This window comes from Nocardia jejuensis NBRC 103114 (assembly GCF_001613145.1).
Classification (GTDB): Bacteria; Actinomycetota; Actinomycetes; order Mycobacteriales; family Mycobacteriaceae; genus Nocardia; species Nocardia jejuensis.
In genome coordinates this window covers 14,139-37,009 of record NZ_BDBU01000004.1, presented here as the reverse complement: position 1 = coordinate 37,009, position 22,871 = coordinate 14,139, and the positions used below count along the sequence as shown (strand labels likewise).

Below are 22,871 nucleotides of genomic sequence, written 5' to 3'. Positions count from 1 at the left end.
TTCGGGGATCGGTGCTGCCTGGGTTGTTTTTCGTGCCCTGCCGCGCTCATGCGGGCATCTCTGGGCTCGAGATCCAGCGAGGTTCCGCACCCGCAACGGTGTGGCCCAAGGTGTGAAGAGCGGAAAAGATGGGCAGTGCTGGTCATTTCGTCTGCCGTACCCGACTTTGGCTCCCCAGCAAGGAGCCGTTATCTCTCGTCCCGGCCTGGCTGGAAGGCTGTGGTCCGGTACCGAGACGAACAATCACCAGCCGTCGCCCTCGTAGCAAGGGACCACAGGTGACGCACTGCCCGCGTATCTATGCGTCCGAGATGACAGCCCACCTTGACGTGTTCGGGCCGCTGGCGCGTGTCGCCCGCCGGAGTCACAGGCGCCGGTATTCACGCCACTGAGCCCGGATTACCTGCCCGCGTCTCCGAACCTTGGTATACCGCCCAGCCCAGCCCAGCCCTGTCCCGTTCCGCTCCGAAATGTCGAACCGCTCCGACACGTCGCGATGCCGCAGCCCCTCGAACCGTCAGATCCCCAGTTGCAGTTGATCTTTGATCTCTTCTTCCCTTCTCTTCCAGGCATCTTTGTCTTTGATCTTGTTCTCTTAATCCCTCACCGATCGAACATTCAAAAGCCGAGCAAGATTACCACCCATAATCAACTTCTGATCAGGCAACGAGAGCTCCTTCAATTCATCAACGTAGCGAGCAGGTTCGGCCAACCCCTCCGGGTGCGGATAGTCAGACCCGAACAGCACATGATCAGCACCGATAAGCCGAGAAAGCTCCACGAGATCCTCCTCCCAGAACGGGCTGACATGGATCTTCTTGATGGCCTCGACCGGATCGCTGGGAAAGCCCTGCGGCGCCTTCTTGTAGACGGTGGCAAGGCTTTCGAGGAGCCCGGGGAGCCAGGATGCGCCGTTCTCGATCACGGCGATCTTCAGATCAGGAAAGCGGAACAGCGCCCCATGGCAGACCCACGAGGCCATGGCGTCGCGAATAGGCTGCCATTCGTTGATCATCTTGAACGTGTTGATCTGGAAGGGCAGCATTTCCCGTGCGCCGCCGTCCCATTCGGACGCATGACGGGCGTAGCCGCTGTCGGAGGAGTGCATGGTCACGAGCACGTCGAGTTCGACCACGCGCTTCCAGAACGGGTCGAATTCCGGGACCGCGAAAGAGCGCGGACCGTACAGGCCGGGGACAGGGGCGGGGCGGACCAGAATCGCCCTGGCACCGCGCTCGACGACCCATTCGAGTTCTTCGATCGCCTTCTCGACGATCGGGAGACTGATCACCGGAACCGTGAATATGCGATCGGCGTAGTTGAAGGACCAGGTCTCGTGCAGCCACTGGTTGAGCGAATGCACGACGGCGTGGATGAGTTCGGGATCGTCCTTCATGCGCTCCTCGATGAGGCTCGCCAGGGTCGGGAACATCAGGGCTCGGTCGATCTGGAGTTCGTTCATGAGTTCCAGGCGCGGGGCGGGCTCGCGGAAGGCCGGCGAGGACGGGATCGGCTTGCCGAAGATGTCCCGCATGCTCTTGCCTTCGGGATTGCCGTGTTTGAAGTACTCCTCCATCGCACCCGGCCGGGCGACGACATCGAAGGTGGGGTTGGGGATGTAGTTGCTGATCTGACCCCGGATCGCGATCTTGGTGCGGCCGTCGACCTCGACGTATTTGATCGCGTCGCGATATCGGTCGGGCAGAAACTTGGTCAGTGCCTCCTTGGTCTCGTAGAGGTGGTTGTCGGCGTCGAAGAGCGTGTACGGGAGGTCGCGCACGGCCATGGGATGTCTCCTTGTCGATACTTCGAAACAGGGGCTAGGTGTCCAGCCGCTGTGCGGCCAGGTTGCGCAGTTCGCTGGTTTTGATCTTGGCGTTGCCGGTCAGCGCGAAATCGTTCTCGGCGAACGGCAGGACGTGGCGCGGCACCTTGTAGCTGGCGAGCCGCTCACGCAGGAATGCGCGAATCTTGTCCTCGTCGAGCGTGACGCCGTCGTGGGCGACCACACACGCCACGACGATCTCACCGAGCGTCTCGTGTGGAACGCCCACCGTGCGGGCGAGTTTCACGCCCGGATAGGCGGCGAGCGCCTCGTCGACCTCGACGGGCGAGACGTTCGCGCCACCGGTCTTGATGATGTCGGTCAGGCGGCCCACCCAGAACAGACGTCCGGCGGAATCGAGGTATCCGCCGTCGCCGGTGCGGAAATACCCGTCACCGTCCAGGGTTTCGTCGCGGGAGATGCCGATGTAGCCGAGCATGAGCGTCGGTGACTTCACGCAGATCTCACCGCTCTCCCCGCGCGGCACCACCGCGCCCGTGAGCGGGTCGGCGATCTTGACGGTCACCCCGGGCAGCGGAACCCCGTTGCTTCCCGCGTGCTCGTCCTCCGGTGTGTTCGCAGGGAAAGAGGTTGTGATGGTGAAGGTTTCGGTATTGCCGTAGGCGTGGTTCGGCTCGGTCCAGTGCGAGGTGACGGTGGGATGCGCAGCGAACGGGCTGCGGGCGTCCACGAATCGCATACTGCTCAGGTCGGCGGTGTCCCACCCGGGCGCGCCCGCGAGCTGCTCCCACTGATGCGGCCAGGCGAACGGGAAGTTCACCCGCTCGGCCTGCATCAGTTCCAGGGCCTCGGCGGGATCGAAAGTCGGTTGCAGCACGATGGATCCACCGCCCGCGAGCGTGCCGCCCAGGGCCAGCGCGAAATTGCCGGACCAGAAGAATCCATTGGCCGACCACCCCCGGATCTCGTCCCGCGGAGTGAAGCCGTACATCCGCCGGAACCGCCACATCTGAATGGCGACGCCGCGATGGGCGCTGAGAATGCCCTTCGGAGTACTGGTCGAGCCGGAGGAGAAGAACAGCACCGCGGGATCGCTCGGGCGCACCGTGGCGGCGGTGGCCTCGATGGATTCGAGAGGCTCGTTCCGGCCACGCGTGAGGAAACCGTCCCACGTGTCGACGGCCGTGCCCGCCGTGCCCGCTCCGACAGCCGCCAGATGCCGAAGGAACGGGTATCGCGTCGAACGCAGCGCACCGGGCGCCGAGGTGGCGATATCCGGCTCGAGCTCGGTCAGCACCTGTGCGAAATCCCTTGCCAGCACCTGTCGTTCGAACAGCAGCACCGACACCCCGGATGCCTGGAGCAACTGGTCCAACTCCGCCGGAGTGGAGAACGTGCTGAGGGTGACGGCCACACCCCCGGCCAGCGCGGTCCCGAACACCGCCGAGATCCACTCGGGCCGGTTGGTCATCAGCACCCCCACCCGACCGTCCTTGCCCAGTCCGATCGCGTGCAACGCCCGAGCCACCTCGACCGAGCGCTCCCACAGATCGCAATAGCTCCACCGTGTGATGCCCGCGGCCGTGCGGGCCACCAGCGCCTCGCGGTCTCGGTACTGCTCGGTCACCTCCCGCAGGAACCCCGGGAGAGTGAGCGTTCCCAGCCCCGGTTCGCTGTCCAGGGGTGGTCCGGACAGGATCGAATCCTGGTGTGGAGGAGTCGTCATGGCTGCCTCTGTTCTCTCATGGCCGCTGGAGCGGCAGCTCGACTTCGGCGGTGGAGTCCACCAGCACGCCGCCGTTCTGATCGGTGAGACGCAGCTTGATCTCGACCACCGGCACACCCCAGGTCGACAGCGCCTGCTTGCCGATGATCTCGGCATCGAAATAGGTCACGTCACCCTCGAAGGAGGGCAGCCGGAAATCCGACTTGATATGGCGCACCATGCCGTCGGTGCCGGCCCAGTAGGCCAGGTAATCGGTGCACCACGCGCCCATGGTCGCGCCGTAGCCGTAGGCGCGCGCCATTCCGACCTCGTCGGCCTTCTCGTTGTCGGTGTGCCCGCGCGAGGGCCCGACGTAGAGACCGTCCCGCTTGCGCGGATCGATTTTCGCGCCCTCCTCGTCGAACGCGAAACCCTCGATCCAGCCCGGATCCTGATACACCCAGGGATCGTCGACGCCCTCGGGCGCGACCCATTCGAACGTGCCCCAGATATTGAACAGGAACGCCCGATACTCGGTGGTGAAGCTGGCGATGCTGTGCGGTCCGATCACGCGGCGCGGCAGCGTATCTCCGACTTTCACCTCCTCGAAGCGGGGGGAGATGCCCTGCCGGTTGGACATCAGCCATTCGGTGCGCACGGCGTGCACCGCCTCGAGCTCCTGCGCAGTCCACTTCTTCAGCTCGCCGACCTGGTTGTCGTACATGCCGCGCTTGCGGGCCTCCTCCGCCAGATAGCGGATGGTGGTGGACCTTTCGCGCGCCACCAGTGCGCCGTGCTGATTGCGATGGGTGGTGTCCCCGCGCGAGAACAGCGTCGGCCCTGCGAATTTCGTGTCCGCCACCTTGTAGTCGTGGAAGCGACGCTCCTGCAAGAGCTGATCGCCGGGCCGCACCGGCGTGCCGTAGAACCACCACTCCTCACCGGCGAAGATCAGGTGACTGCCGGGGATCCGGCCCACACACGCGGGTGCGCAGCCGTGTCCGTAGTCGAGTGCGACAGCCATGGATTGCGGCGCCACGAGTCCGCCGTAGCGCGATTCCCGCGCGAACTGTTGATCCCAGTGCAGCGGGTTCGGGTAGTCCATCGCCATTGCCCAGCGCCGGATGTCGGACGCGCTGCACGGCTCCCACAGCTGACCGCCGCCGATCGGCTGCCCGACCCGGGGTTCGACGTCGGAGAGATCGAGTTCGACCGTCGCCGCCTTGCTCGAGGTACTGCGTTTTGCGGCCGTCGCCGACTTCTCCGGCTTAGTGGTCTTCTTGGTCACTGCGACTCCTGCTTATCGGTTGACGTCGACGACGATGCGGCCGCGCACGGCGCCGTCCATGAGCCGATGCGCCGCGTCGATCGCCTCGGGGAGCGCGACCTCCTGCGTGATCGACTCGAGCACTTCGGGTTCGAGGTCGGCGGCCAGACGAGCCCACGCCTCTGCGCGCCGCGCCTTGGGCGCCATGACGCTGTCGATGCCGAACAGGGTCACGCCGCGCAGGATGAACGGGGCGACGGTGCCCCCGAAATCCATGCCCTGGGCAAGCCCGCAGGCCGCGACCGCGCCGCCGTATCGGGTCTGAGCGCAGGCATTGGCCAGCGTGTGGCTGCCTGCCGCGTCGACGACCCCCGCCCAGCGCTCCTTCTGCAGGGCTTTGCCCTTCTCCGCGAGTTCCGCGCGATCCACCACCGTGGCCGCGCCGAGTCCCTGGAGGTAGTCGACCTCGGTGGTCTTACCCGTTGCCGCGGCCACGGTGAATCCGGACGCGGCCAGCAGCGCGACGGCCACGCTGCCGACACCCCCGGTCGCCCCGGTGACCAGCACCTCGCCCTGATCCGGGGTGAGGCCGTGTGCCAGCAGCGCATTCACGCAGAGGGCCGCGGTGTACCCGGCGGTGCCGATCGCCATCGCCTGGCGGGAGGTGAACACCTCGGGCAGCGGCACCAGCCAGTCGCCGTCGAGCCGGGCACGCTGTCCCAGTCCGCCCCAATGGCTTTCGCCGACGCCCCAACCGTTGAGCACCGCGCGATCGCCGGGCGACCAGTCCGCGTGGCTGCTCTCGGTGACCACACCCGCCAGGTCTATGCCCGGGATCATCGGAAACTTGCGGACGATCGGCGACTTGCCGGTGATCGCCAGGGCGTCCTTGTAATTGAGTGTGGAGTACTCCACCTCGAGGGTGACGTTCCCCTCCGGCAGCTGGGCCTCGTCTCTGTGGGCAAGCGAAACCGATTGCCCGGCTTCGCCTTTCTCGATGAAAAGTGCGGAAAACATGAGAAGAATTCCTTCCTGGGTCCTGATGTCGTGCGGGCCGGACGCTGGTCAGCGTGCGGTCCAGCCGCCGTCGACGACGATGGTCTGACCGGTCACATAGCTCGCGGCGTCGCCGGCGAGCCAGACGATCGCGCCGACCATGTCCTCGGCGGTCCCCTCCTTGGGGAGCGGAATATTGCGGCGCAGGTAGTCGCCGCCGCGATCGCTGTCGTAGAGGCTGTCGGTGATCTCGCTGCGGAAGAAGCCGGGCGCGACGGTGTTCACCCGGATCGAATGACGTGCCCACTGCACGGCCAGTTCGGTGGTCAGGCCGGACAACCCGGCCTTGCTGGCGGCGTAGGAGGCCTGCGGGATACCGGGGACGCCGACGCGGCCCGAGATGGACGAGACATTGACGATCGCACCGCGGCCGGTGGTGCGCATGTGCGGAAAAACCTGCTGCGCCAACAGGAACGGAGCCAGCAGGTTCAGCTCGACGGTGTCCCGGATCTCGTCCGAGGTCTCGGATTCCGCGCGTGCGGTGGAGAATCGGTTTCCGGCGGCGTTGACGAGAATCTCCGGCGGCCCGAGGGCGTCGACGACCGCCGGGACGAGGGAGGCGACACCCGCCGGATCGGCCAGGTCGCACGCCACGGCGGTGCCCTCGATCTCCTTCGCCAACTCCGCCAGTCGGTCCGCGCGCCGGGCCACCACCGCGACCCGCGCGCCCAGCCCGGCAAGCGCGCGAGCCACGGCCGCACCCAGGCCCGACGAAGCGCCGGTGACGATGGCGACCCGGCCGTCGAGGTCGAACATGCGCGCGGCGTCGTCGATGCTCATATCCGGCTCCTGGGGGTGACGCGCAGAACCGATTCCCGTGCGAGCAGCTCCGGCAGGCGCGTGCGGTCCACCTTGCCCATGGCGTTGACGGGCAGGGCCTCGACGCGCACCCAGATCTCGGGCACCTTGTAGCCGGCCAGCTCGTCGCGACACAGCATGGCCAGCGCATCGAAATCGGTTGTGGGCGAGGCGCTCTCGACAAGGGCGGCAACCCGCTGCCCGAGGCGGTCATCCGGGACCGGGCACACCGCGACCTTCGTGACGGCCGGATGCTTCCCGATCACCCGCTCCACCTCGAGCGGATAGACATTGGCCCCGCCGCGGATGATGACCAGCTTCTTGCGATCCAGCACGCTGAGCCATCCGTCGGCGGAGACGGTCCCGATGTCTCCGGTCGGGAACGGGGCGGGTTCCAGTGGCCGGATACCGCCGCGCTCCCAATAGCCGAGTGCGGGCGTCCACGAGTGCGCCCACGGGCCCGAAGTCGCTGCGCTGATCCGCAGTTCGCCGAGTTCGCCGGGCGGCAGCCGGTTGCCCGCATCGTCGTAGGCGGCGACGCGGTACTGCGGCAGCACCCGCCCGCTCGCGCCGGGCCGCCAGTCGTGTCCGGCGGGATCGATGGCTACCACCGTCGGTGCTTCGGTGAGACCGTACGTGGTGCGCGGCGTCAGCCCGTGCGCGTCGGCGAAGGCCGTGCGGACGGTGTCGGAGGTGTCGCTGCCGCCGCTCCAGACCTCGTGCAGGCAGGAAAGATTCAGTTCCGGCCGCCGGGCCAGATCGTAGAGCTGTGCGGGCGCGCCGTTCCAGACCGTGACGCGGTGTTCGGAGATCCAGTCCGCCACACCGTCGACATCGCGCCGGTTCATGATCACCGCGCACCCGCCCGCCTGTGCCGTGAGCAGGGTGGACAGCACCATGAGATTGAGAATGGTCAGCGGAAAACTGTCGCCCTTGCGCAGTTCGGGTCCCCAGCCCCGGGTCGTGACCAGAGCTGTTCCCGGCAGTAGCAGATTGCGCTGACTGTGCACCACGGCCTTCGGGTGCCCGGAAGTGCCGCTGGTGAAGGCGATTCCGGCGGGAGCGTCGAGCTGCTGCGGCACGTTCGGGGCCGCCTGCGCGGTGGTCATGAGGTCCGACCATCTATCCGGCGTGATACCCGCCGGTGTGCCGAGGCGGCAGTTCGGTCCGGCCAGGAGCACCGTCGGCGCACAGAGCTCGGACAGCTCGTCCTGCTCGCTCGCCGACAGCGCCTCACCGATTCCGGCCCAGATCGCGCCGATCCGTTGGGCGCCATGAAAAGCCGCGACGATATCGAGGTCGTTGGGCAGGCAGGCCGCCACGCGGTCGCCGGGTCGTACGCCCAGTGACCACAGCGCTCCGGCCGCCCGTCGCGCCTGCTCGTCCAGTTCGGCATAGGTCCAGACACCCGAAATCGCCTCCACCGCAGGCGCATCGGGCCGTGCGGCCAGCGCTGCGTCGAGCACCGTCGCGATCGACGCGGGCCGCGGCGTCACCGCGGCGTTGCTGCTTTCCACGCCACCCTTGATATCAGTATCTTTACTATCCTTGCAAGGATTCATCCGATAGTGTGACCGCCATCGACCCGAAGTGTTGGGGAGCGGAGGCAGATGAGGCAGACAGGCCCGTTGACCGGGGTGCGCGTGGTCGATCTGACGGCAATGGTGATGGGGCCCTACTGCACCCAGATCATGGCCGACATGGGTGCGGACGTCATCAAGATCGAACCGCCGGCCGGGGACAACACCCGCTACATCTCGGCCGGGCCGGAACCCGGGCTCGGTGGTGTCTTCGTGAATGTCAATCGTGGAAAACGCAGCGTGGTGCTGGACCTGCGCACCCCGGAAGGCGCAGGGGCACTGCGGGATCTGCTCGCGCGAGCGGATGTGTTCATCCACTCCATGCGATCCAGGGCGGTCGCGGATCTCGGGTTCGCCTACGCGGAGGTGGCGGCGGTGAACCCGTCGATCGTCTACACCAACTGCTACGGCTACGGCCGGCGCGGGCCCGACGCGGATCTCACCGCCTACGACGACACCATCCAGGCCGAATGCGGGCTGCCCTTCGCCCAGGAGCAATTGACCGGCGCGCCAGGCTATGTCGGCACCATCATGGCCGACAAGGTGGCGGGCCTGACCGCGCTGTGGGCCACCGTCATGGCGCTGTTCCACCGCGAGCGCACCGGGGACGGGCAGGAGGTGGAGGTCGCCATGTTCGAAACCATGGCGGCCTTCATGCTCGTGGAGCACGCCAACGGCGCGATGTTCGATCCACCGCTCGGTCCCGCGATCTATCCCCGTGCGGTCGCGCCCAATCGAAAGCCGTATCGAACCAAGGACGGCTACATCTCGGCACTGGTCTACAACGACAAGCAGTGGGCGGCCTTCGTCGAGGCCGTCGAACCATCATGGGCCGGTGCGGAATTCGCGACTCTCACCCAGCGCGCGCAGCGTATCGATGCCGTGTACGCCCTGCTCGGAACCACGTTCCTGGAGCGCACCACGAAGGAGTGGCTGGAACTGCTGCGCTCGCTGGACATCCCGGCCGCACCGGTGCGCACCCTGGACGAGCTGTTCGACAATGCCCATCTCGACGCGGTGGGGTTCTTCGAGACAGTCGAGAGCGAGTACGGGTCGGTGCGCTTTCCCGGAATGCCCGCGTGGTTCTCCCGGACCCCGGGTTCGGTCGCCGGTCCGGCCCCGCGGCTCGGCGCGGACACCGCCGAAGTGACCGCTGCCTTGTATTCGAACGGCGCGGGCTGGCCCGCAACCGAGTCGAAAACCACCGCGTACCAGAGACATTCGACCGAGGAGTTGAACCCGGAATGACCAGCGCAGAACCCGTATTCAGCGCGCGCTCATGGCTTTTCGCGCCCGGCGACAGCGAGCGCAAGATGGCCAAGGCCGCCACGGGTCCGGCGGACGTCGTCCTGCTGGACCTCGAGGACGCGGTCACCGACGACGAGAAGCCCAGGGCCCGCTCGATGGTCGCGGGCTTTCTGGCAGCGCAGGCCGAGTCGGATCGCCGGCGACTGTGGGTCCGGGTCAATCCGCTGGACGGCCCGCACACGCTCGCTGATCTGGCGGCGGTGATTCCCGAGCGGCCCGGCGGCATCATGCTGCCCAAGGTTCGGGGTCGCCACGATGTCGAGCTGCTCGATCACTACCTCGCGGCACTGGAGGTGTCCTGCGGGATCGAACAGGGGTCCACCGAGGTGATCGCACTCGTCACCGAGACCGCCGAAGCGATGTTCACCACCGGCGGCTATCGGGGCGCGCCCAGGCTGGTCGCGATGACCTGGGGGCCGGAAGATCTCGCCGATGCGGTCGGCGCGAGCGAGAACCGCAATCCGGACGGGAGTTACGGGTTCACCTACGAGCTGGCGCGCAGCCTGTGCCTGCTGGGTGCGGCCTCGGCGGGCGTCGCGGCCGTCGAGACCATTCAGGCCGATTTCCGGGACCTGGACGGGCTGCGCACGCGGGCCGAGAAGGTGCGCAGGGACGGCTATCGCGGCATGCTCGCGATCCACCCCGATCAGGTCGAGGTGATCAACGCCGCGTTTTCCCCGTCCGAGGCGGACATAGCCGCCGCACAGGAGATCGTGGACCTCTTCGCCGCCAATCCGGGGGTGGGCGCGATCGGGCACCGGGGGGCCATGGTGGACCGTCCGCACCTGGCTCGCGCACAGGCGCTGCTGGCCGCGCGGGGGCGAGCGTGAAGGTCATCGAGAATCCCGCCGATCTGGATCTCGGGGCGATCCTGCGCGCCGGTGACCGGATCGTGGTCGGGCAGGCATGCGGGGAACCCACCACCCTGATCGAGGCGCTGATCGCTCAGGGCCGTGAGATACGCGGCCTGTCCGCGTTCACCGCCACCAGTTTCTCCGGCCTGTTCACTCCCGAGGCGACCGAGAGCGTCATGCTCTCCAGCATGGGCGCGATCGGCGCGCTGCGCTCGATGACCGAAGCCCATGCGCTGCACGTGATTCCCTGTCATGTGAGTCAGGTCGGACCGATGATCGAGGCCGGGGACATCGGCTGCGACGTAGCGTTCATCCAGGTGAGTCCCGCCGACGCGCGCGGGAATCACAGCTTCGGACTGGTGAGCGATTACGTGCAGGCGGCGGTCGCGGCGGCGCGAATCGTGGTGGCGGAGGTCAACGACCGGGTGCCGCACACGTACGGCGCGATGCTGGCAGGCTCCGATATCGATGTCGGCGTGCACGTCTCGCGTTCTCCGGTGCAGGTGCCGCCGTCGCGCATCAGCGACACCGACACGGCGATAGCGCGTTTCGCGGCCGAGTACATCGGCGACGGCGCGGTGCTGCAGAGCGGCGTCGGGGCGGTGCCCGACGCCATCCTGCCGCTGCTGCGCGACCGCCGAGATCTCGGCGTGCATTCGGGCATGGTCGGCGACGGGCTGGTCGATCTCGTCGAGGCCGGGGTGATCACCAACGCGCGCAAACGCATCGACAGGGGAGTCACGGTCACCGGTGCGCTCATCGGGACCGACCGGCTCTACGGATTCGCGCACCGCAATCTCGAGCTGCGCATGTGCCCGACCTCCTATACCCATGACGGCGCGGTCCTGCACGCGCTGGATCGGCTGGTGACGATCAATTCGGCGGTCGAGGTCGACCTGACCGGCCAGGTCAATGCCGAACAGAGCGGTACGGCCTATCTCGGAGGTACCGGCGGGCAGGTCGATTTCGTGCGCGGCGGTACCCGGTCGCGCGGCGGCCATTCGCTCATCGTGCTGCCGTCCACCGCGAAAGGCGGTGCGGTGAGCCGGATTACCGCCGCACTGTCGGGACCGGTCACCACCGCGCGCAGCGATGTGGACGTAGTCGTCACCGAATTCGGTGCGGCCGAACTGAAGGGCCGGAATCTGGCCGAACGGGCGAGTCGCCTGGTCGCCATCGCCCATCCCGACTTCCGGGAAGAACTGGCGCGCACGGCCGACACCATCGCGCGGAGAGGTTTCTGATGAGCGACGCGGTCGTGTTCGAGGCGCGCTCCGACGGCATCGCCGTGCTCACGCTCAATCGCCCGGAGCGGCGGAACTGCCTGGCACGGGATGTTCGCGAGGGGCTTTACTCCGCCTGGGAGCGCTTCGAGAATGATCCGTCGCTGCGCGTCGCCGTCCTCACGGGTGCGGGGGAGAAGGCCTTCTGCGCGGGCGGCGATCTCGAGGAGATGGTGGACACCGGGATGGGAGTGCCGCCCCGTGCGATGTTCCCGCTGCCCTACGACACCATCGAGCTGACCAAGCCCACCATCGCGGCGGTCAACGGAGCCGCCTTCGCCGGCGGCTGGATGATCGCCCAGGCCTGCGACCTGTGCGTCGCGAGCACCAGCGCGCGGTTCGCGATCTCGGAGGTGCGGGTGGGCCGCAGCTCACCCTGGGCGGCGCCGCTGATCCATATGATCCCGCAGCGAATCATGATGGAGCTGTTGCTGACCGGCAAACCCATCACCGCGCAGCGCGCCTACGAGATCGGCCTGGTGAACCGGCTCGCGGAGCCCGGGGCACTGCTGGAAACCGCGATCGACCTGGCGCACGAGATCCTGGCGGGCGCACCACTGTCGGTGCGCGCTGCTCGTGACACCGTCATGCTGGCCACCGAAATGGGCCGCTCCGCAGCGCTTCAGGCCGCCCGCCACGCCTCCGAACTCTGCTATCGCAGCGCGGACGCCCAGGAGGGTCCCCGGGCCTTCGCCGAGAAGCGCCCACCGAACTGGCAGGGCCGCTGACACTGCGAGCGGCACCGGCGAGTGCGGCCGATCGTGTGCGCGCCGGTGCGTGCCGGACAGCTACCGGCGTGCCGCGTCGGCGAGGTTCTCCCGGACCTTGAACTTCTGTACCTTGCCGCTGCCGGTGCGCGGGAAGTCCGCGACCGTGTGAATCTCCTCGGGCCACTTCTGCTTCGCCAGACCGGATTCGGCGAAATGGGCGCGCAACTCCTCGAGTGAGGGCGCGTGAGAACCCGGATGCAGGCGGAGCACGGCCGCGACGCGCTCACCGAGCCGGTCGTCGGGAGTGGCGACGGCGGCCGCTTCGGCGACGGCGGGCATGCTCAACAGGACGTCCTCGACCTCGAGGGCGCTGATGTTCTCGCCGCCACGAATGATCATGTCGGCCTTGCGGTCCGAGATGGTGAGGTAGCCGTCCTCGTCCAGGACTCCGATATCGCCGGTGTGGTACCAGCCCTCGTCGTCGAAGGCCGCCGCGGTGAGGGCGTCGTCGGTGTAGCCGAGACACAGATCCGGGCCGCGGCTCACTATCTCGCCCTCGGCGGTGAGGCGCAGCTCGACGCCGGGCTGGGTAGTGCCGTCGGTGTAGAGGCGCTTGGATTCCGGTGCGGTGCACAGTGATCCGGTGATAGAAGGATGCTCGGTGCTGCCGTACGCGCGGTACACCGTGATGCCCAATCCGGCGAGCCGCTCGGCGACCGCCGCCGGGACCGGCGCGCCGCCCATTCCCGCGTACTTCATGTGCAGCAGGTGCTCGGCGGTGAAATTCGGGTGATCGACCAGGCTGGTCATGTAGTACGGGACGCCGCCGCCGACGGTGGCGCCGTAGGTTCGCATCAGATCCAGGATCAGTGGCGGATCCCAGCGATCGACGAGATTGATTGCCACGCCGTCGATCACGGGAATCAGCAGTCCGTTCACCATCCCGATGAAATGCCCGACCGGAGCGGCGGTCAGCTGCGGCCCCAGATCCGGCGGATAGTGCGCCGCCAGCTGGCGCGTCTCGCAGCCCAGCGTCTGATGGCTGTGCACCACGCCCTTCGGCGCGCGCGTGGTGCCGGAGGTGAAGGCGTACAGCGCCGGGGAGCGCGGATCGACCCGCGCCACACCGGTCATCGGCTCGGCCGACAGCAGTTGATGGAAGTCACGGCCGACCACGCCGACGACGGGCACGTCGGCGCACAGGTCCTCGCGAAACTCCAAGGCGCCGAAGCGTTCCGCGGTCACGAACACCCGGGGCCGGATCGACTCCAGGATGTACCGCACCTCCCGATGTCCGTAGATGTGCACGATCGGCACCACCACCGCGCCGAGGAAGGACGCGGCCCAGAAGGTGGCGGCGGCCTCCATCCAGTTGGGAAGTTGGAAGGCGATCACATCGCCGGGCGCGACGCCGCGATCCCGCAGGCCCTGGGCCAGGCGGCGTGCCACCGATTCGACCTCTCGGAATGTCCCGGACCACGGCCGGACCTCGGAGTGCACGCGGAACCGCGCATCGGGTGCGGCCTGAAGACCGCGAGCGAGCATGTCCCCGATGGTGTCCCGATTCCACCACCCCTGGACCTCGTAGCGTTCGGCCAGTTCGGAAGGGATGGTTCGCATGTGTGACTCCAGATAGCCGGATCGTCGGTGTGCCGGGCACACCTGTGCGTCGCCGGCGGTGCGTAGCTTCAGAACACAGACTGTCGACGGCGAATATAGCATTCTCCTGGGGCGAGAATCACAATTTCGCGCGACGTCACTGCCGGGTGCTGGACAGACCCGCGGAGTCGGCGGTGATGCGACCGGAGGCGGTGTCGAAGTCGTAGAGCTCGGCGTAGCGACCCCAGTCGATGGCCAGTTCCAGTTGGCGGCGCGCGTCCTCGTCGGAGAAGCCGCGTCTGAGGAGATCCAGGACGAAATCCGCGCGCACGGTCTCATCGGAACTGCCGATCAGCGCGCTGCAGATGGTGCGGACCAGAGGTGCGCGGCGGCGGGCCTGGGTGGCGAAGATGTGTTTGCTGGACTGGATGTCGGCAGTGGTGAAGTTGGCCCCGACATTGGTCAGGATGACGTCGCCGGAGTCCGCGAGCAGAAAGCCGAGCAGGGCGGCGGCATCCACCAGCGGCATCAGATCGTCGAGTTCGAAGTTGAGGTCGTCGGCGATCACCGGCAGATCCGCGCGCCCGTCGTTGCCGTAGACCAGTTCCAGCAGGCCCGCGATGCCGCCGACCGAGGCATCGGGCAGGGGAGTGGCGAACGGGGTACTGGTATCGAGTGGGACCGCGGCGGTGTCCCTGTCGCGTTCGGTGAGCAGGCCGTAGATCTGATCCACCAGTGCCACGAAACCGGGTGCGCGGCGATTACGCGGCCGCGGCTGATCGACCGCGACCTCGGCGATGATGCGGCCCGGATTCGCGCCCAGCACCACCACGCGGTCGGCCAACTGCACGGCCTCCTCGATATTGTGGGTGACGACGCAGATGCATTTGGTGGGGAAATCCGCTGTGGCCCACAGGTTCACGAGTTCGGTGCGCAGGTTCTCCGCGGTCAGCACGTCCAGCGCGGAGAACGGTTCGTCCATCAGCAGCAGATCCGGCTCGAGCACCAGGGCGCGGGCGAAACCCACGCGCTGGCGCATACCGCCCGACAGCTCCTTCGGATACGCCGATTCGAAGCCGTCCAGACCGATCCGGTCGATCGCGTCGAGGGCCTGCTGACGGCGCTGTGCGGGCGGCACCCCGCGCGCGGCCAGACCCAATTCCACATTGTCCTGCACGCTGAGCCACGGCATCAGCGCGAAGGACTGGAACACCAGGGCCGCACCGGGATTGGTGCCCCTGAGCGGGCGACCGCGATAGCGGACCTGACCGCTGCTCGGCGCGAGCAGCCCGGCGATCGCGCGCAGCAGTGTGGACTTGCCCGACCCCGATCGGCCGAGCAGGGCGACGATCTCCCCGTCGTGCAGGCGCAGATTCACGTGCTCGAGGACCCGCAACTCCTCCCCGGCCGCACCGGTGAAGGACATGCCGACATCGTCGATGTCGATGAGAACCTCTCCGGCGGAGGCGTTCTCGGGGGAGGTGTTCTCGGAATGCGCGGTGGTCATGACAACCTCCTGATCAGAGCGAGTAGCGACGGTGGGCCAGCGTGTAGAGGCGCCGCCAGAAGAGCCGGTTGAGGCCGACGACATAGGCGCTCATCACGAGCACGCCGACCAGGATTTTCGGGCCGTCGCCGTCCCCGGTGGCCTGGGTGATGTACGCACCCAAACCCGTTGCCACCAGCGTGGTGTCGCCGAATCTCACCACCTCCGCGACGATGGAGGCGTTCCACGCGCCACCGGCGGCGGTGATCGCGCCGGTGACGTAGCTGGGGAAGATCGCGGGCAGGATCAGCCTGCGCCACCACAGGTGTCGAGGCAGTCGCAGACTCGCCGCCGCCTCCCGCAGATCGTTGGGCACCGCGGACGCGCCCGCGATCACGTTGAACAGGATGTACCACTGCGCGCCCAGGGCCATGAGCGCGATGCCCGCCCACTGCAGACTCGCCCCCGTGGCCACCAGCACCGCGCCCACGAGCGGAAACAGGAAGTTGGCCGGGAAGCTGGCCAGCACCTGCACGACCGGCTGCGCGAACCGGGACACCCTGGGGTTCAACCCGATCCACACCCCGATCGGCACCCAGATCAGGGTCGCGACGATCAGCAGCACGATCACCCGCAGCAGCGTCACCGCGCCCAGCGCGGCGGCATACGCGAATTCCTCGAGACCGACGGTGTCGTGCACATAGCGCAGCATCAGGAAGCATCCGGTGATCAGCACGGCCGCGACCACCACCGCGAACACGACGTTCCCGGCTCGGCGGCGCGCCTCGGGCACGTACAACCGATATTCGGCCAGGCCGAACACCCGCATCACCCGGTCCATCGGATACACCAGCGGTCCGAGCGCGCGCTTCAGCAGGCCCGGAATGTGCGAGCGGCGCAGTAGATCCAGTACCAGGCTGCGCGGCGGGTCCGCGGATTCGGTATCCTCCACCCGGAATCGCTCGGCCCACACCGTGAGCGGGCGCCAGAACAGCACATTGAGTCCGACCACCACCACGATCATCGTCACGATGGCCAGACCGACCCGGCCGGTCGCGCTGTCGGCGGTCGCGACCGCCACGTACGAGCCGATCCCCGGCAGCACGTATTCGCGATTGCCGACGCTGATCGCCTCGGCCGCGGTCAGGAAGAACCAGCCGCCGCCGAAACTCATCATCGCGTTCCACACCAGCGGGAACATGCCGCTGGGCACATCCATGCGCCAGAACCGCTGCCAGCGCGAGACCCGCAGATTGCGCGCGGCCTCATCGAGTTCGCGAGGCTGCGAGACCAGGCTGTGGTGGAACGCGAACGCCATGTTCCAGGCCTGCGAGGTGAAGATCGCGAAGATCGCCGCGCACTCGAGGCCCAGGGACGACCCGGGAAACAAGGCGATGAACCCGGTGATCGTCACGGACAGGAAACCCAGAATCGGCACCGACTGCAAGATGTCCAGCGCCGGCAGCATGACCTTCTCCGCGCGCGGCAGACGAGCCGCGGCGGTCGCGTAGACGAAGGTGAACGCGATCGAGAGCCCCAGCGCGATGAACATGCGCAGCAGCGAGCGCGCCGCGTAATACGGCAGTTCCCACGGATCGGTCGAGATGGTGGACGGCGCGTCGTTCGCGTCGAACGGCACGTCCATACCCGCCGAGACCCGCACCGCGATCCAGATCAGCACTGCCGCACCCAGGAACACCGCCACATCGGCCCAGCGCGAGCGCGGCCGATCCAGGGCCCCGCCGGTCGGATAGGAACGCAGACTCGCGCTCATTCCTCGACCGCCGGTTCCGGCACGGTGCGCCACCCCACGCTGGTCACCGACGCCTCGAGACTCAGCCGGCTCACCGCCGCCTCCATCTGCCGGTCGTCGGGGCGGTCACCGGTCAGCTCCGCGCGCACCTCGACCCGGCCGGTGGCCAGATCGTGACTCGACACCGAGACCAGGCGAAAGTCGGTGCGGGTCAGCGATTGCACCAGCAATGCGCGCACGTGGGCCTCGTGCTGATCATCGGTGATCGCGGTGAACGAGTAGAGCGCCTCGCGTGCCCCGGTGCCGTCGTGCAGCGGCCGGTCCACCGCCCGCGCCGCGGTGCGCAGCGCAGTGTTGACCACGACCACCGCGACGGTGCCCGCCGCCGCGGTGCTGTACATGCCGGCACCGGCCAGCGAGCCGACCGCGGCCGAACACCACAGCGTCGCGGCGGTATTGAGTCCGCGGATATTGAACCCGTCGCGCAGGATCACACCCGCGCCCAGGAAGCCGATACCCGAGACGATCTGGGCCGCAACGCGAGTGGGGTCCGCGTCGCTGCCGCTGAACCCGTGCGCGGACAGCAGCACGAACAGCGTGGCCCCGGCCGCGACGAGCGCGTTCGTGCGCAGTCCGGCCATGCGCGCCCGGAACTGGCGTTCGAACCCGATCACGGCGCCGAGGCCGACACCGGCACCCAGACGCAGCAGCATCTCCAACGTGGTCATGACGCCCTCTCGATAGAGGTCGGCGCACTCGAAATCGGACGCTACAGGCAGAAAGGTAGCGCCGGACCGCTCGTGTGAGTGTCGCCTGGTGAACGATTGGCTAACGGAACGGATTCCGGTCCATCGGGCATCGCAACCACCTCCTCACGGCACGCGCACACGCGCCGATGGAGTGGGGTCGGCGAGAGAACCTCGCCGGATGCGGTAACCACCCCTCGTAAGACCTTTGGCACTTCACGGCGTAAACCCACGTCAACGGTGGGAGCCGGTCGGGATCACCCCTTGACTCGGGGAGATCTGTCCTGACCCGGGGCGTCTCTCGACGTTCGGGGTCGCCGGCCTGTATCCGTGAAGGAGCCTCAGCTAACGACGGCACCTTGCGTCGGTCAGTAAACACCCAGCCAGCGTCCCGGGGCAACTCGATGTGCCGCGCGCAACACTCACCACGCCCGGCGACCGACACGCTGTGAGTCCCGCGGTGCGCGTGGATTCGCCCGTTTCGTCCGCACCCCTGATGAATCGATCCGCTTGGCACCGAATAGGATTCGCGGAGAAGTCGCTGAGGCTGTGTCGGCGGCGGGCAATGCCGTCGTAGCACTCACCGGCGGGGCCGCCCGGCCTTACCATCGAGGGCATGGCTACCCGCCTGAAGATCACGCTGCCGGACCTGGTGGCGGAGAAGTTGCGCGCGGCGTCGGGCAACAGCCCGAGCGAGTACATCGCCCGGGCGGTGATACGGCTGATGATGGACGAGGACCTGCGCAGGCTGGCGGATTTCGAAACGCGGAATCCGCCCGACCCGCAGGTCTACCGGGACAGTGACGCGATAACGGAGGAAGTGTTGTTCGGGCGGGCCGCCGAGTGATCCTGCGACAGGGACAGATCTGGAACGTGGAGAGCCATCTGACCGGTCACTCGGGCCGGGTGGTGATCGTGGACAGCGACCTGATGGCCCGGTCCCGTCAGCGCATCGCCGCGGCACCCGTCCGCCCGTCGCGGGAGGTGCCCGATGCCCTGCAGTTGCTGACCGCCGCCCTGCCCAACGGTGACACCGTGGCCGTGTACGACCTGGTGCTCACGCCCAAGAACACGCTCACCTCGCATGTCGGGGATCTCTCGCCCGAAGCGCTGGAGCAGGTCAGAGTGGCGCTGCGCGCCAGATTCGAACTCTGACAGGCGAATCGGCGCACCCGGCCGCGCCATCGTGCCCGGAAATCATCCGGCGGGTGTGCGATCGCGCAGGGGTTCGTGTCTCGAAAGCCTGCGTGACTGCACATCCGCCGGTGCGATGAACGGTGATTACGCCGGGGAAGTGGTGGGGGACAGGGCTTCCCAGAGCGATCGGGTGGGGTGGTAGATCGAGATCGGCGGACCCTCGCCGGCCGGATGGATCTCCAGCCGGCCGCTGGCGTCCAGCAGAACCCGGCGCCCGGGATAGGTGCGCTGGGCCGCTTCGACGTCTCGGAGCTCGAAACTGTCCCGGCCGATGAAGACCAGGACCCCGTCGTGTAGTTCGGTGGCGTACACGCTGGCGGGCCAGCGATGTAGCCAATCGTCCAGGCTGAATGGTTTGTCGGGTTTGGGCAGCTCAGCGCCAGCCATCATGCAGGGCATCGTAACGCCGTCGCGGGCGGGTTGAACAGTCTTCGCGTGGGCGTTGCGCTGCGATGACTGGTTTGTCCGAAAATGACAGTGCGGCCTGTGTTCCGGCACTTCCCACGAGGAGATGACGGGTGCTACCGCGTGAGATCCGCTGCGGGGCAAACGTACTCACTACGATTGATGACACCGTCGGCGCGGCTCAGCGATACATCGAGCGGTATGCCGCGATCGACTGCACCAGATGATCGATGACCTGCTCGCGCGTGGCGCGCAGGGTCCCGTTCAGCCACGCGGAGAACATGCCCGCATTGCCGCTGGCCATGGTCACCGCGGCCAGCCGCCGGCGCACCGGATCCTCGATGTGGGCGAACAGGTTGTCCTGCATCAGCCGGGTGAAGGCGGGCATCACCGAGATGGTGGTCTGCCCCAGCCCGGTCGAGGAATACGGCTCCACCAGGAACATGCGTGACTTGCGCGGATCCTCGAGCACCTTGTTCACCAGCACCTCCGCCAGCGCCCGATCCCGGCCCGGATCGTCCGCGACGGCGAACGCGGTCATCGGATCGAGGAACTCGTCGGCGATCTGCCGATACAGCACGTCCAGGAGTTCGTCTCGGCTGGTGAAGCTTTCGTAGAAGTAGCGGTCGGTGAGGTTCGCGCGACGGCAGACCGCGCGCATGGTGACCGCGCCCGCTCCGGATTCGCCGATCAGATCGAGCGCGGCTTCGAGCAGAGCCGTGCGGCGCGCCTCGCGCCGCTCGGTGAGGGTGGTGCCACCCCAGATGCGGGGCTCTGCGTCGGAGGGAGGTTGCTCGGTCTGCACCGGATCAAGGGTAGTGCCCGTCCCCGGGTGTGCGCGCACACCCGGCGACCCGACGCTCGCGACCCGGTCAGACGACCACGCAGGCGCTGCCGAGGTTGATCCCGGTGCCCACCTGGAAGGAATCGGTGGCCGCGGCGCCGTAGTAGGAATCCGCGTAGATCCGGTGCCAGCCGCTGACCTGCGGAGTCCAGCTGGTCGAGGCGCGACCGTCGGAGCCGATCGTCACGGTTTGCGGGCTGAAGGTGCCGAACGCGCCGGTGTCGTAGAACCACGCCGCGTCCCCGGGCCGCCCCTCCACGGTGACGGCGTACGCACAGCCCGAGCCGTACTGCGAGGAGCCCAGGCCGACGGACGTGCCGGCGGAGACGGTCACTCGCCACACCTGGGCGGAGGCGCTGGGCGCGATCGATACGAGTGCGGCGGCCAGCACGGTGCATGCGGAGGCCGCGGTGACGACGGCTGATTTACGGAACCGGATCATCAAGATCATCCCCTCGGGAATCCCGGTTGGTGGATGCGCCGTGATCGGGCGCATATACGAAGTGTCGGCCCGCGCGTGTCTCGACACGCGCGGAACGGGCGACTTATTCCGTAAACCGCTGCCGCACTGTTGATCTCGGTGAGGCCGCGCTACCCGCTCGCTATCCGAGCAGCTCGTCCAGGTAGCACCAGCGCCACGACTCGCCGGGCTCCACGCTGCGCATGACCGGATGGCCGGTGGCGTGGAAATGCTTGGTGGCGTGATTGCCCGGTGAGGAATCACAGCAGGCCACGTGCCCGCACTCGAGGCACATGCGCAGATGCACCCACACCAGACCCTCGTCCAGGCATTCGGTGCAGGCGTCGGGGTGATCGGGTTTGGTCACCGTGGGCGCCTCGCGCAGATGCTCGCACCCGCCGATCATCACCGCCTGCAACGGTTCGGTGCTGCCGTCGGCCTCGGCGACGCGGTCGATGGTCGATTCCTCGATATCGAGGGTCGCCATCACCGCCTGCAGCACCTCCTGATCCACCGCGCCCGAATCGCGCACACGCAGAACGGTTTCGCGTTCGGCGTTCAGCATCGCCATGCGCAGGCGACGATATTCGCCGCTGGGGGTGACCCGCTGGGATTCGGAGCGGCCCAGCAGTTCCCACGCGGACTGCGCGCGCCGCTCCACTCGGGTGCGCAGCTCGTCCACCACCTCCGGCGGCGTCTCCTCGGAGATGTTCGCCTCGAGCGCGACCAGGCCCGCGGAGGTGGCCTGCTGCAGCAGGTTCGCCTCCTGCAGCAGATCCTCGGCGTGGCTGGGACCGCGCAGGCGCAGGCGGCGCACCAGCCACGGCAGCGAAAGTCCCTGCAGCAGCAATGTTCCCGCCACCACCACGACCGCCAGCAGAGTCAGCGTCGCCAGTTCGGGTGTGTCCAGCGGCAGCAGCAACGCCGCGGCCAGGGTCACCACGCCGCGCATACCGGCCCAGGCCACCACGGCCGGTCCGGTCCACTGCGGTTTGGGCTTGCCCAGGCGCTTGCCTTCGATGTGCCAGGCCAGGTAGGTGGCCGGGAAAACCCAGATCGGGCGAACGATGATCACCGTGGCCAGCACCGCCGCACAGCTGATCAGCAGCGTGGAGTGCGGCAGATCGCTGTGCCAGGCGTCCTCGACGATATGGCGGAACTGCAAGCCGACCAGCAGGAAGACCGCGCTCTCGAGAATGAACTGGATGGTGCGCCAATTGGTGTGCTCGGCGATCCGCGAGGCCGCGCTCTGCCACACCGGCGCGCCGTGCCCGAGGATCAGTCCGCACACGACCACCGCGATCACGCCCGAGGAGTGCATCCGCTCGGCGGGCAGGTAGGCCACCCACGGGGCCAGCAACGACACGCTCGTGTCCAGTACCGGATCGGTGATGCTGCGGCGCAGGAACGCCAGCAGCATCGCCGCTGCCCCGCCGATCAGCGCGCCGCCTCCGGCGGCGGCGAGGAAATCCACGCCCGCTTCCCAGAGGGTGACGCTGCCTGCGATGGCGGCGATCGCGGAGCGCAGGGTCACCAGCGCGGTCGCGTCGTTGAACAGTGATTCGCCCTCGAGCAGGGTCACGATCCGCCGGGGCATCCCCACGCGACGCGCCACCGCGGTCGCGGCCACCGCATCGGGTGGGGCCACGATCGCCCCGATCGCCACCGCGGCCGAGAACGGCACCGGCAGTAGCCAGTACACCACCCCGCCGACGGCGAAGGCCGTGAACAGCACCAGCCCGACCGACAGCAGCGTGATCGACACCTTCTTGGGCCGGAAGTCGACCAGGGAGGTGCGAATGGCGGTCGTGTACAGCAGCGGCGGCAACAACCCCAGCAGCACCAGTTCGGGCTCGATGTCGAATTCCGGGACGAACGGCAGATAGGAGGCGATCACCCCGGCCACGGTGAGCACGAACGGCTCCCCGATCCCGAGCCGTCGCGCACCCGCCGCCAACGCGACGGCACCGGCCACCAGCACCACGAGTCCCAACGCCCACTCCACGGGATCATCGTGCCAGGACAATCGCCCAG

The 22,871-nt window shown here is 67.7% G+C and carries 20 protein-coding genes and 1 riboswitch; of the genes, 6 read left to right on the top strand and 14 right to left on the bottom strand.

The window, feature by feature from the left end; genetic code table 11:
- Positions 1-595: 595 nt before the first annotated feature.
- The 6 genes from NJ1_RS03475 to NJ1_RS03450 are packed head-to-tail and all read right to left on the bottom strand — an operon-like array spanning position 596 to position 8,129.
- Complete coding sequence (locus NJ1_RS03475; protein ID WP_067687419.1) at positions 596-1,786, bottom strand: amidohydrolase family protein; 1,191 nt, start codon at positions 1,784-1,786, stop codon at positions 596-598.
- A 34-nt stretch (positions 1,787-1,820) separates the two neighbouring features.
- On the bottom strand, positions 1,821-3,512 hold the full coding sequence (locus NJ1_RS03470; RefSeq protein ID WP_067687417.1) for a class I adenylate-forming enzyme family protein: 1,692 nt from the start codon (positions 3,510-3,512) through the stop codon (positions 1,821-1,823).
- Between the two features lie 16 nt (positions 3,513-3,528).
- On the bottom strand, positions 3,529-4,779 hold the full coding sequence (locus NJ1_RS03465) for an FAS1-like dehydratase domain-containing protein (RefSeq protein ID WP_067687415.1): 1,251 nt from the start codon (positions 4,777-4,779) through the stop codon (positions 3,529-3,531).
- 12 nt (positions 4,780-4,791) lie between these two features.
- Positions 4,792-5,775: an acrylyl-CoA reductase (NADPH) gene (gene acuI, locus NJ1_RS03460; RefSeq protein ID WP_067687413.1), complete on the bottom strand. Its 984-nt coding sequence runs from the start codon at positions 5,773-5,775 to the stop codon at positions 4,792-4,794.
- 48 nt (positions 5,776-5,823) lie between these two features.
- The gene (locus tag NJ1_RS03455) at positions 5,824-6,594 is read right to left on the bottom strand and encodes an SDR family NAD(P)-dependent oxidoreductase (RefSeq protein WP_067687411.1); all 771 of its coding nucleotides are present in this window, start codon (positions 6,592-6,594) and stop codon (positions 5,824-5,826) included.
- Positions 6,591-8,129, bottom strand: coding sequence for a class I adenylate-forming enzyme family protein (locus NJ1_RS03450; RefSeq protein ID WP_067687409.1), 1,539 nt, complete (start codon positions 8,127-8,129; stop codon positions 6,591-6,593). Before NJ1_RS03450 ends, NJ1_RS03455 begins: the two co-directional genes overlap by 4 nt.
- A 93-nt stretch (positions 8,130-8,222) precedes the next feature.
- Here NJ1_RS03450 and NJ1_RS03445 point away from each other — a divergent pair, with 93 nt between their 5' ends.
- Genes NJ1_RS03445 through NJ1_RS03430 form a run of 4 tightly spaced genes read left to right on the top strand, consistent with a single transcriptional unit; the run spans position 8,223 to position 12,365 of the window.
- A complete protein-coding gene (locus NJ1_RS03445; RefSeq protein WP_067687406.1) occupies positions 8,223-9,440 on the top strand; it encodes a CaiB/BaiF CoA transferase family protein in 1,218 nt (405 codons plus the stop codon).
- The gene (locus NJ1_RS03440; protein ID WP_067687404.1) at positions 9,437-10,330 is read left to right on the top strand and encodes an HpcH/HpaI aldolase/citrate lyase family protein; all 894 of its coding nucleotides are present in this window, start codon (positions 9,437-9,439) and stop codon (positions 10,328-10,330) included. Before NJ1_RS03445 ends, NJ1_RS03440 begins: the two co-directional genes overlap by 4 nt.
- Complete coding sequence (locus NJ1_RS03435; RefSeq protein WP_084477703.1) at positions 10,327-11,598, top strand: acetyl-CoA hydrolase/transferase family protein; 1,272 nt, start codon at positions 10,327-10,329, stop codon at positions 11,596-11,598. The genes NJ1_RS03440 and NJ1_RS03435 overlap by 4 nt, the downstream gene beginning before the upstream one ends.
- Entirely contained in the window at positions 11,598-12,365 is a 768-nt protein-coding gene (locus tag NJ1_RS03430; RefSeq protein ID WP_067687402.1) for an enoyl-CoA hydratase/isomerase family protein, read from the top strand. Before NJ1_RS03435 ends, NJ1_RS03430 begins: the two co-directional genes overlap by 1 nt.
- Before the next feature lie 60 nt (positions 12,366-12,425).
- Here NJ1_RS03430 and NJ1_RS03425 read toward each other — a convergent pair whose 3' ends face one another.
- The 4 genes from NJ1_RS03425 to NJ1_RS03410 all read right to left on the bottom strand — a co-directional run bounded on the left by NJ1_RS03425 (position 12,426) and on the right by NJ1_RS03410 (position 17,913).
- Positions 12,426-13,967 carry an AMP-binding protein gene (locus NJ1_RS03425; protein WP_067687400.1) on the bottom strand — a complete coding sequence of 514 codons (1,542 nt, stop codon included), beginning with the start codon at positions 13,965-13,967 and terminating at the stop codon, positions 12,426-12,428.
- Positions 13,968-14,103: 136 nt separating this feature from the next.
- On the bottom strand, positions 14,104-15,453 hold the full coding sequence (locus NJ1_RS03420) for an ABC transporter ATP-binding protein (RefSeq protein ID WP_067687398.1): 1,350 nt from the start codon (positions 15,451-15,453) through the stop codon (positions 14,104-14,106).
- Positions 15,454-15,466: 13 nt separating this feature from the next.
- Positions 15,467-17,206, bottom strand: coding sequence for an ABC transporter permease (locus tag NJ1_RS03415; protein ID WP_067687425.1), 1,740 nt, complete (start codon positions 17,204-17,206; stop codon positions 15,467-15,469).
- A complete protein-coding gene (locus tag NJ1_RS03410) occupies positions 17,203-17,913 on the bottom strand; it encodes an MgtC/SapB family protein (RefSeq protein ID WP_067687396.1) in 711 nt (236 codons plus the stop codon). Before NJ1_RS03410 ends, NJ1_RS03415 begins: the two co-directional genes overlap by 4 nt.
- 203 nt (positions 17,914-18,116) lie before the next feature.
- A riboswitch (M-box (ykoK) riboswitch) is annotated at positions 18,117-18,291 on the bottom strand.
- 256 nt (positions 18,292-18,547) lie between these two features.
- Between NJ1_RS03410 and NJ1_RS03405 the strand changes: the two genes are divergently transcribed.
- Together NJ1_RS03405 and NJ1_RS03400 are read left to right on the top strand one after the other, a co-directional pair.
- Entirely contained in the window at positions 18,548-18,778 is a 231-nt protein-coding gene (locus NJ1_RS03405) for a hypothetical protein (protein WP_067687394.1), read from the top strand.
- Positions 18,775-19,086: a hypothetical protein gene (locus NJ1_RS03400; protein ID WP_067687392.1), complete on the top strand. Its 312-nt coding sequence runs from the start codon at positions 18,775-18,777 to the stop codon at positions 19,084-19,086. The genes NJ1_RS03405 and NJ1_RS03400 overlap by 4 nt, the downstream gene beginning before the upstream one ends.
- 126 nt (positions 19,087-19,212) lie before the next feature.
- Here NJ1_RS03400 and NJ1_RS03395 read toward each other — a convergent pair whose 3' ends face one another.
- The 4 genes from NJ1_RS03395 to NJ1_RS03380 form a co-directional block, all read right to left on the bottom strand.
- Positions 19,213-19,518 carry a hypothetical protein gene (locus NJ1_RS03395; protein WP_067687390.1) on the bottom strand — a complete coding sequence of 102 codons (306 nt, stop codon included), beginning with the start codon at positions 19,516-19,518 and terminating at the stop codon, positions 19,213-19,215.
- Between the two features lie 196 nt (positions 19,519-19,714).
- Positions 19,715-20,338 carry a TetR/AcrR family transcriptional regulator gene (locus NJ1_RS03390; protein WP_067687388.1) on the bottom strand — a complete coding sequence of 208 codons (624 nt, stop codon included), beginning with the start codon at positions 20,336-20,338 and terminating at the stop codon, positions 19,715-19,717.
- Positions 20,339-20,405: 67 nt separating this feature from the next.
- Positions 20,406-20,828 carry a hypothetical protein gene (locus tag NJ1_RS03385; RefSeq protein ID WP_157573720.1) on the bottom strand — a complete coding sequence of 141 codons (423 nt, stop codon included), beginning with the start codon at positions 20,826-20,828 and terminating at the stop codon, positions 20,406-20,408.
- A 151-nt stretch (positions 20,829-20,979) separates the two neighbouring features.
- Entirely contained in the window at positions 20,980-22,842 is a 1,863-nt protein-coding gene (locus tag NJ1_RS03380; protein ID WP_067687424.1) for a Na+/H+ antiporter, read from the bottom strand.
- Positions 22,843-22,871: the final 29 nt, after the last annotated feature.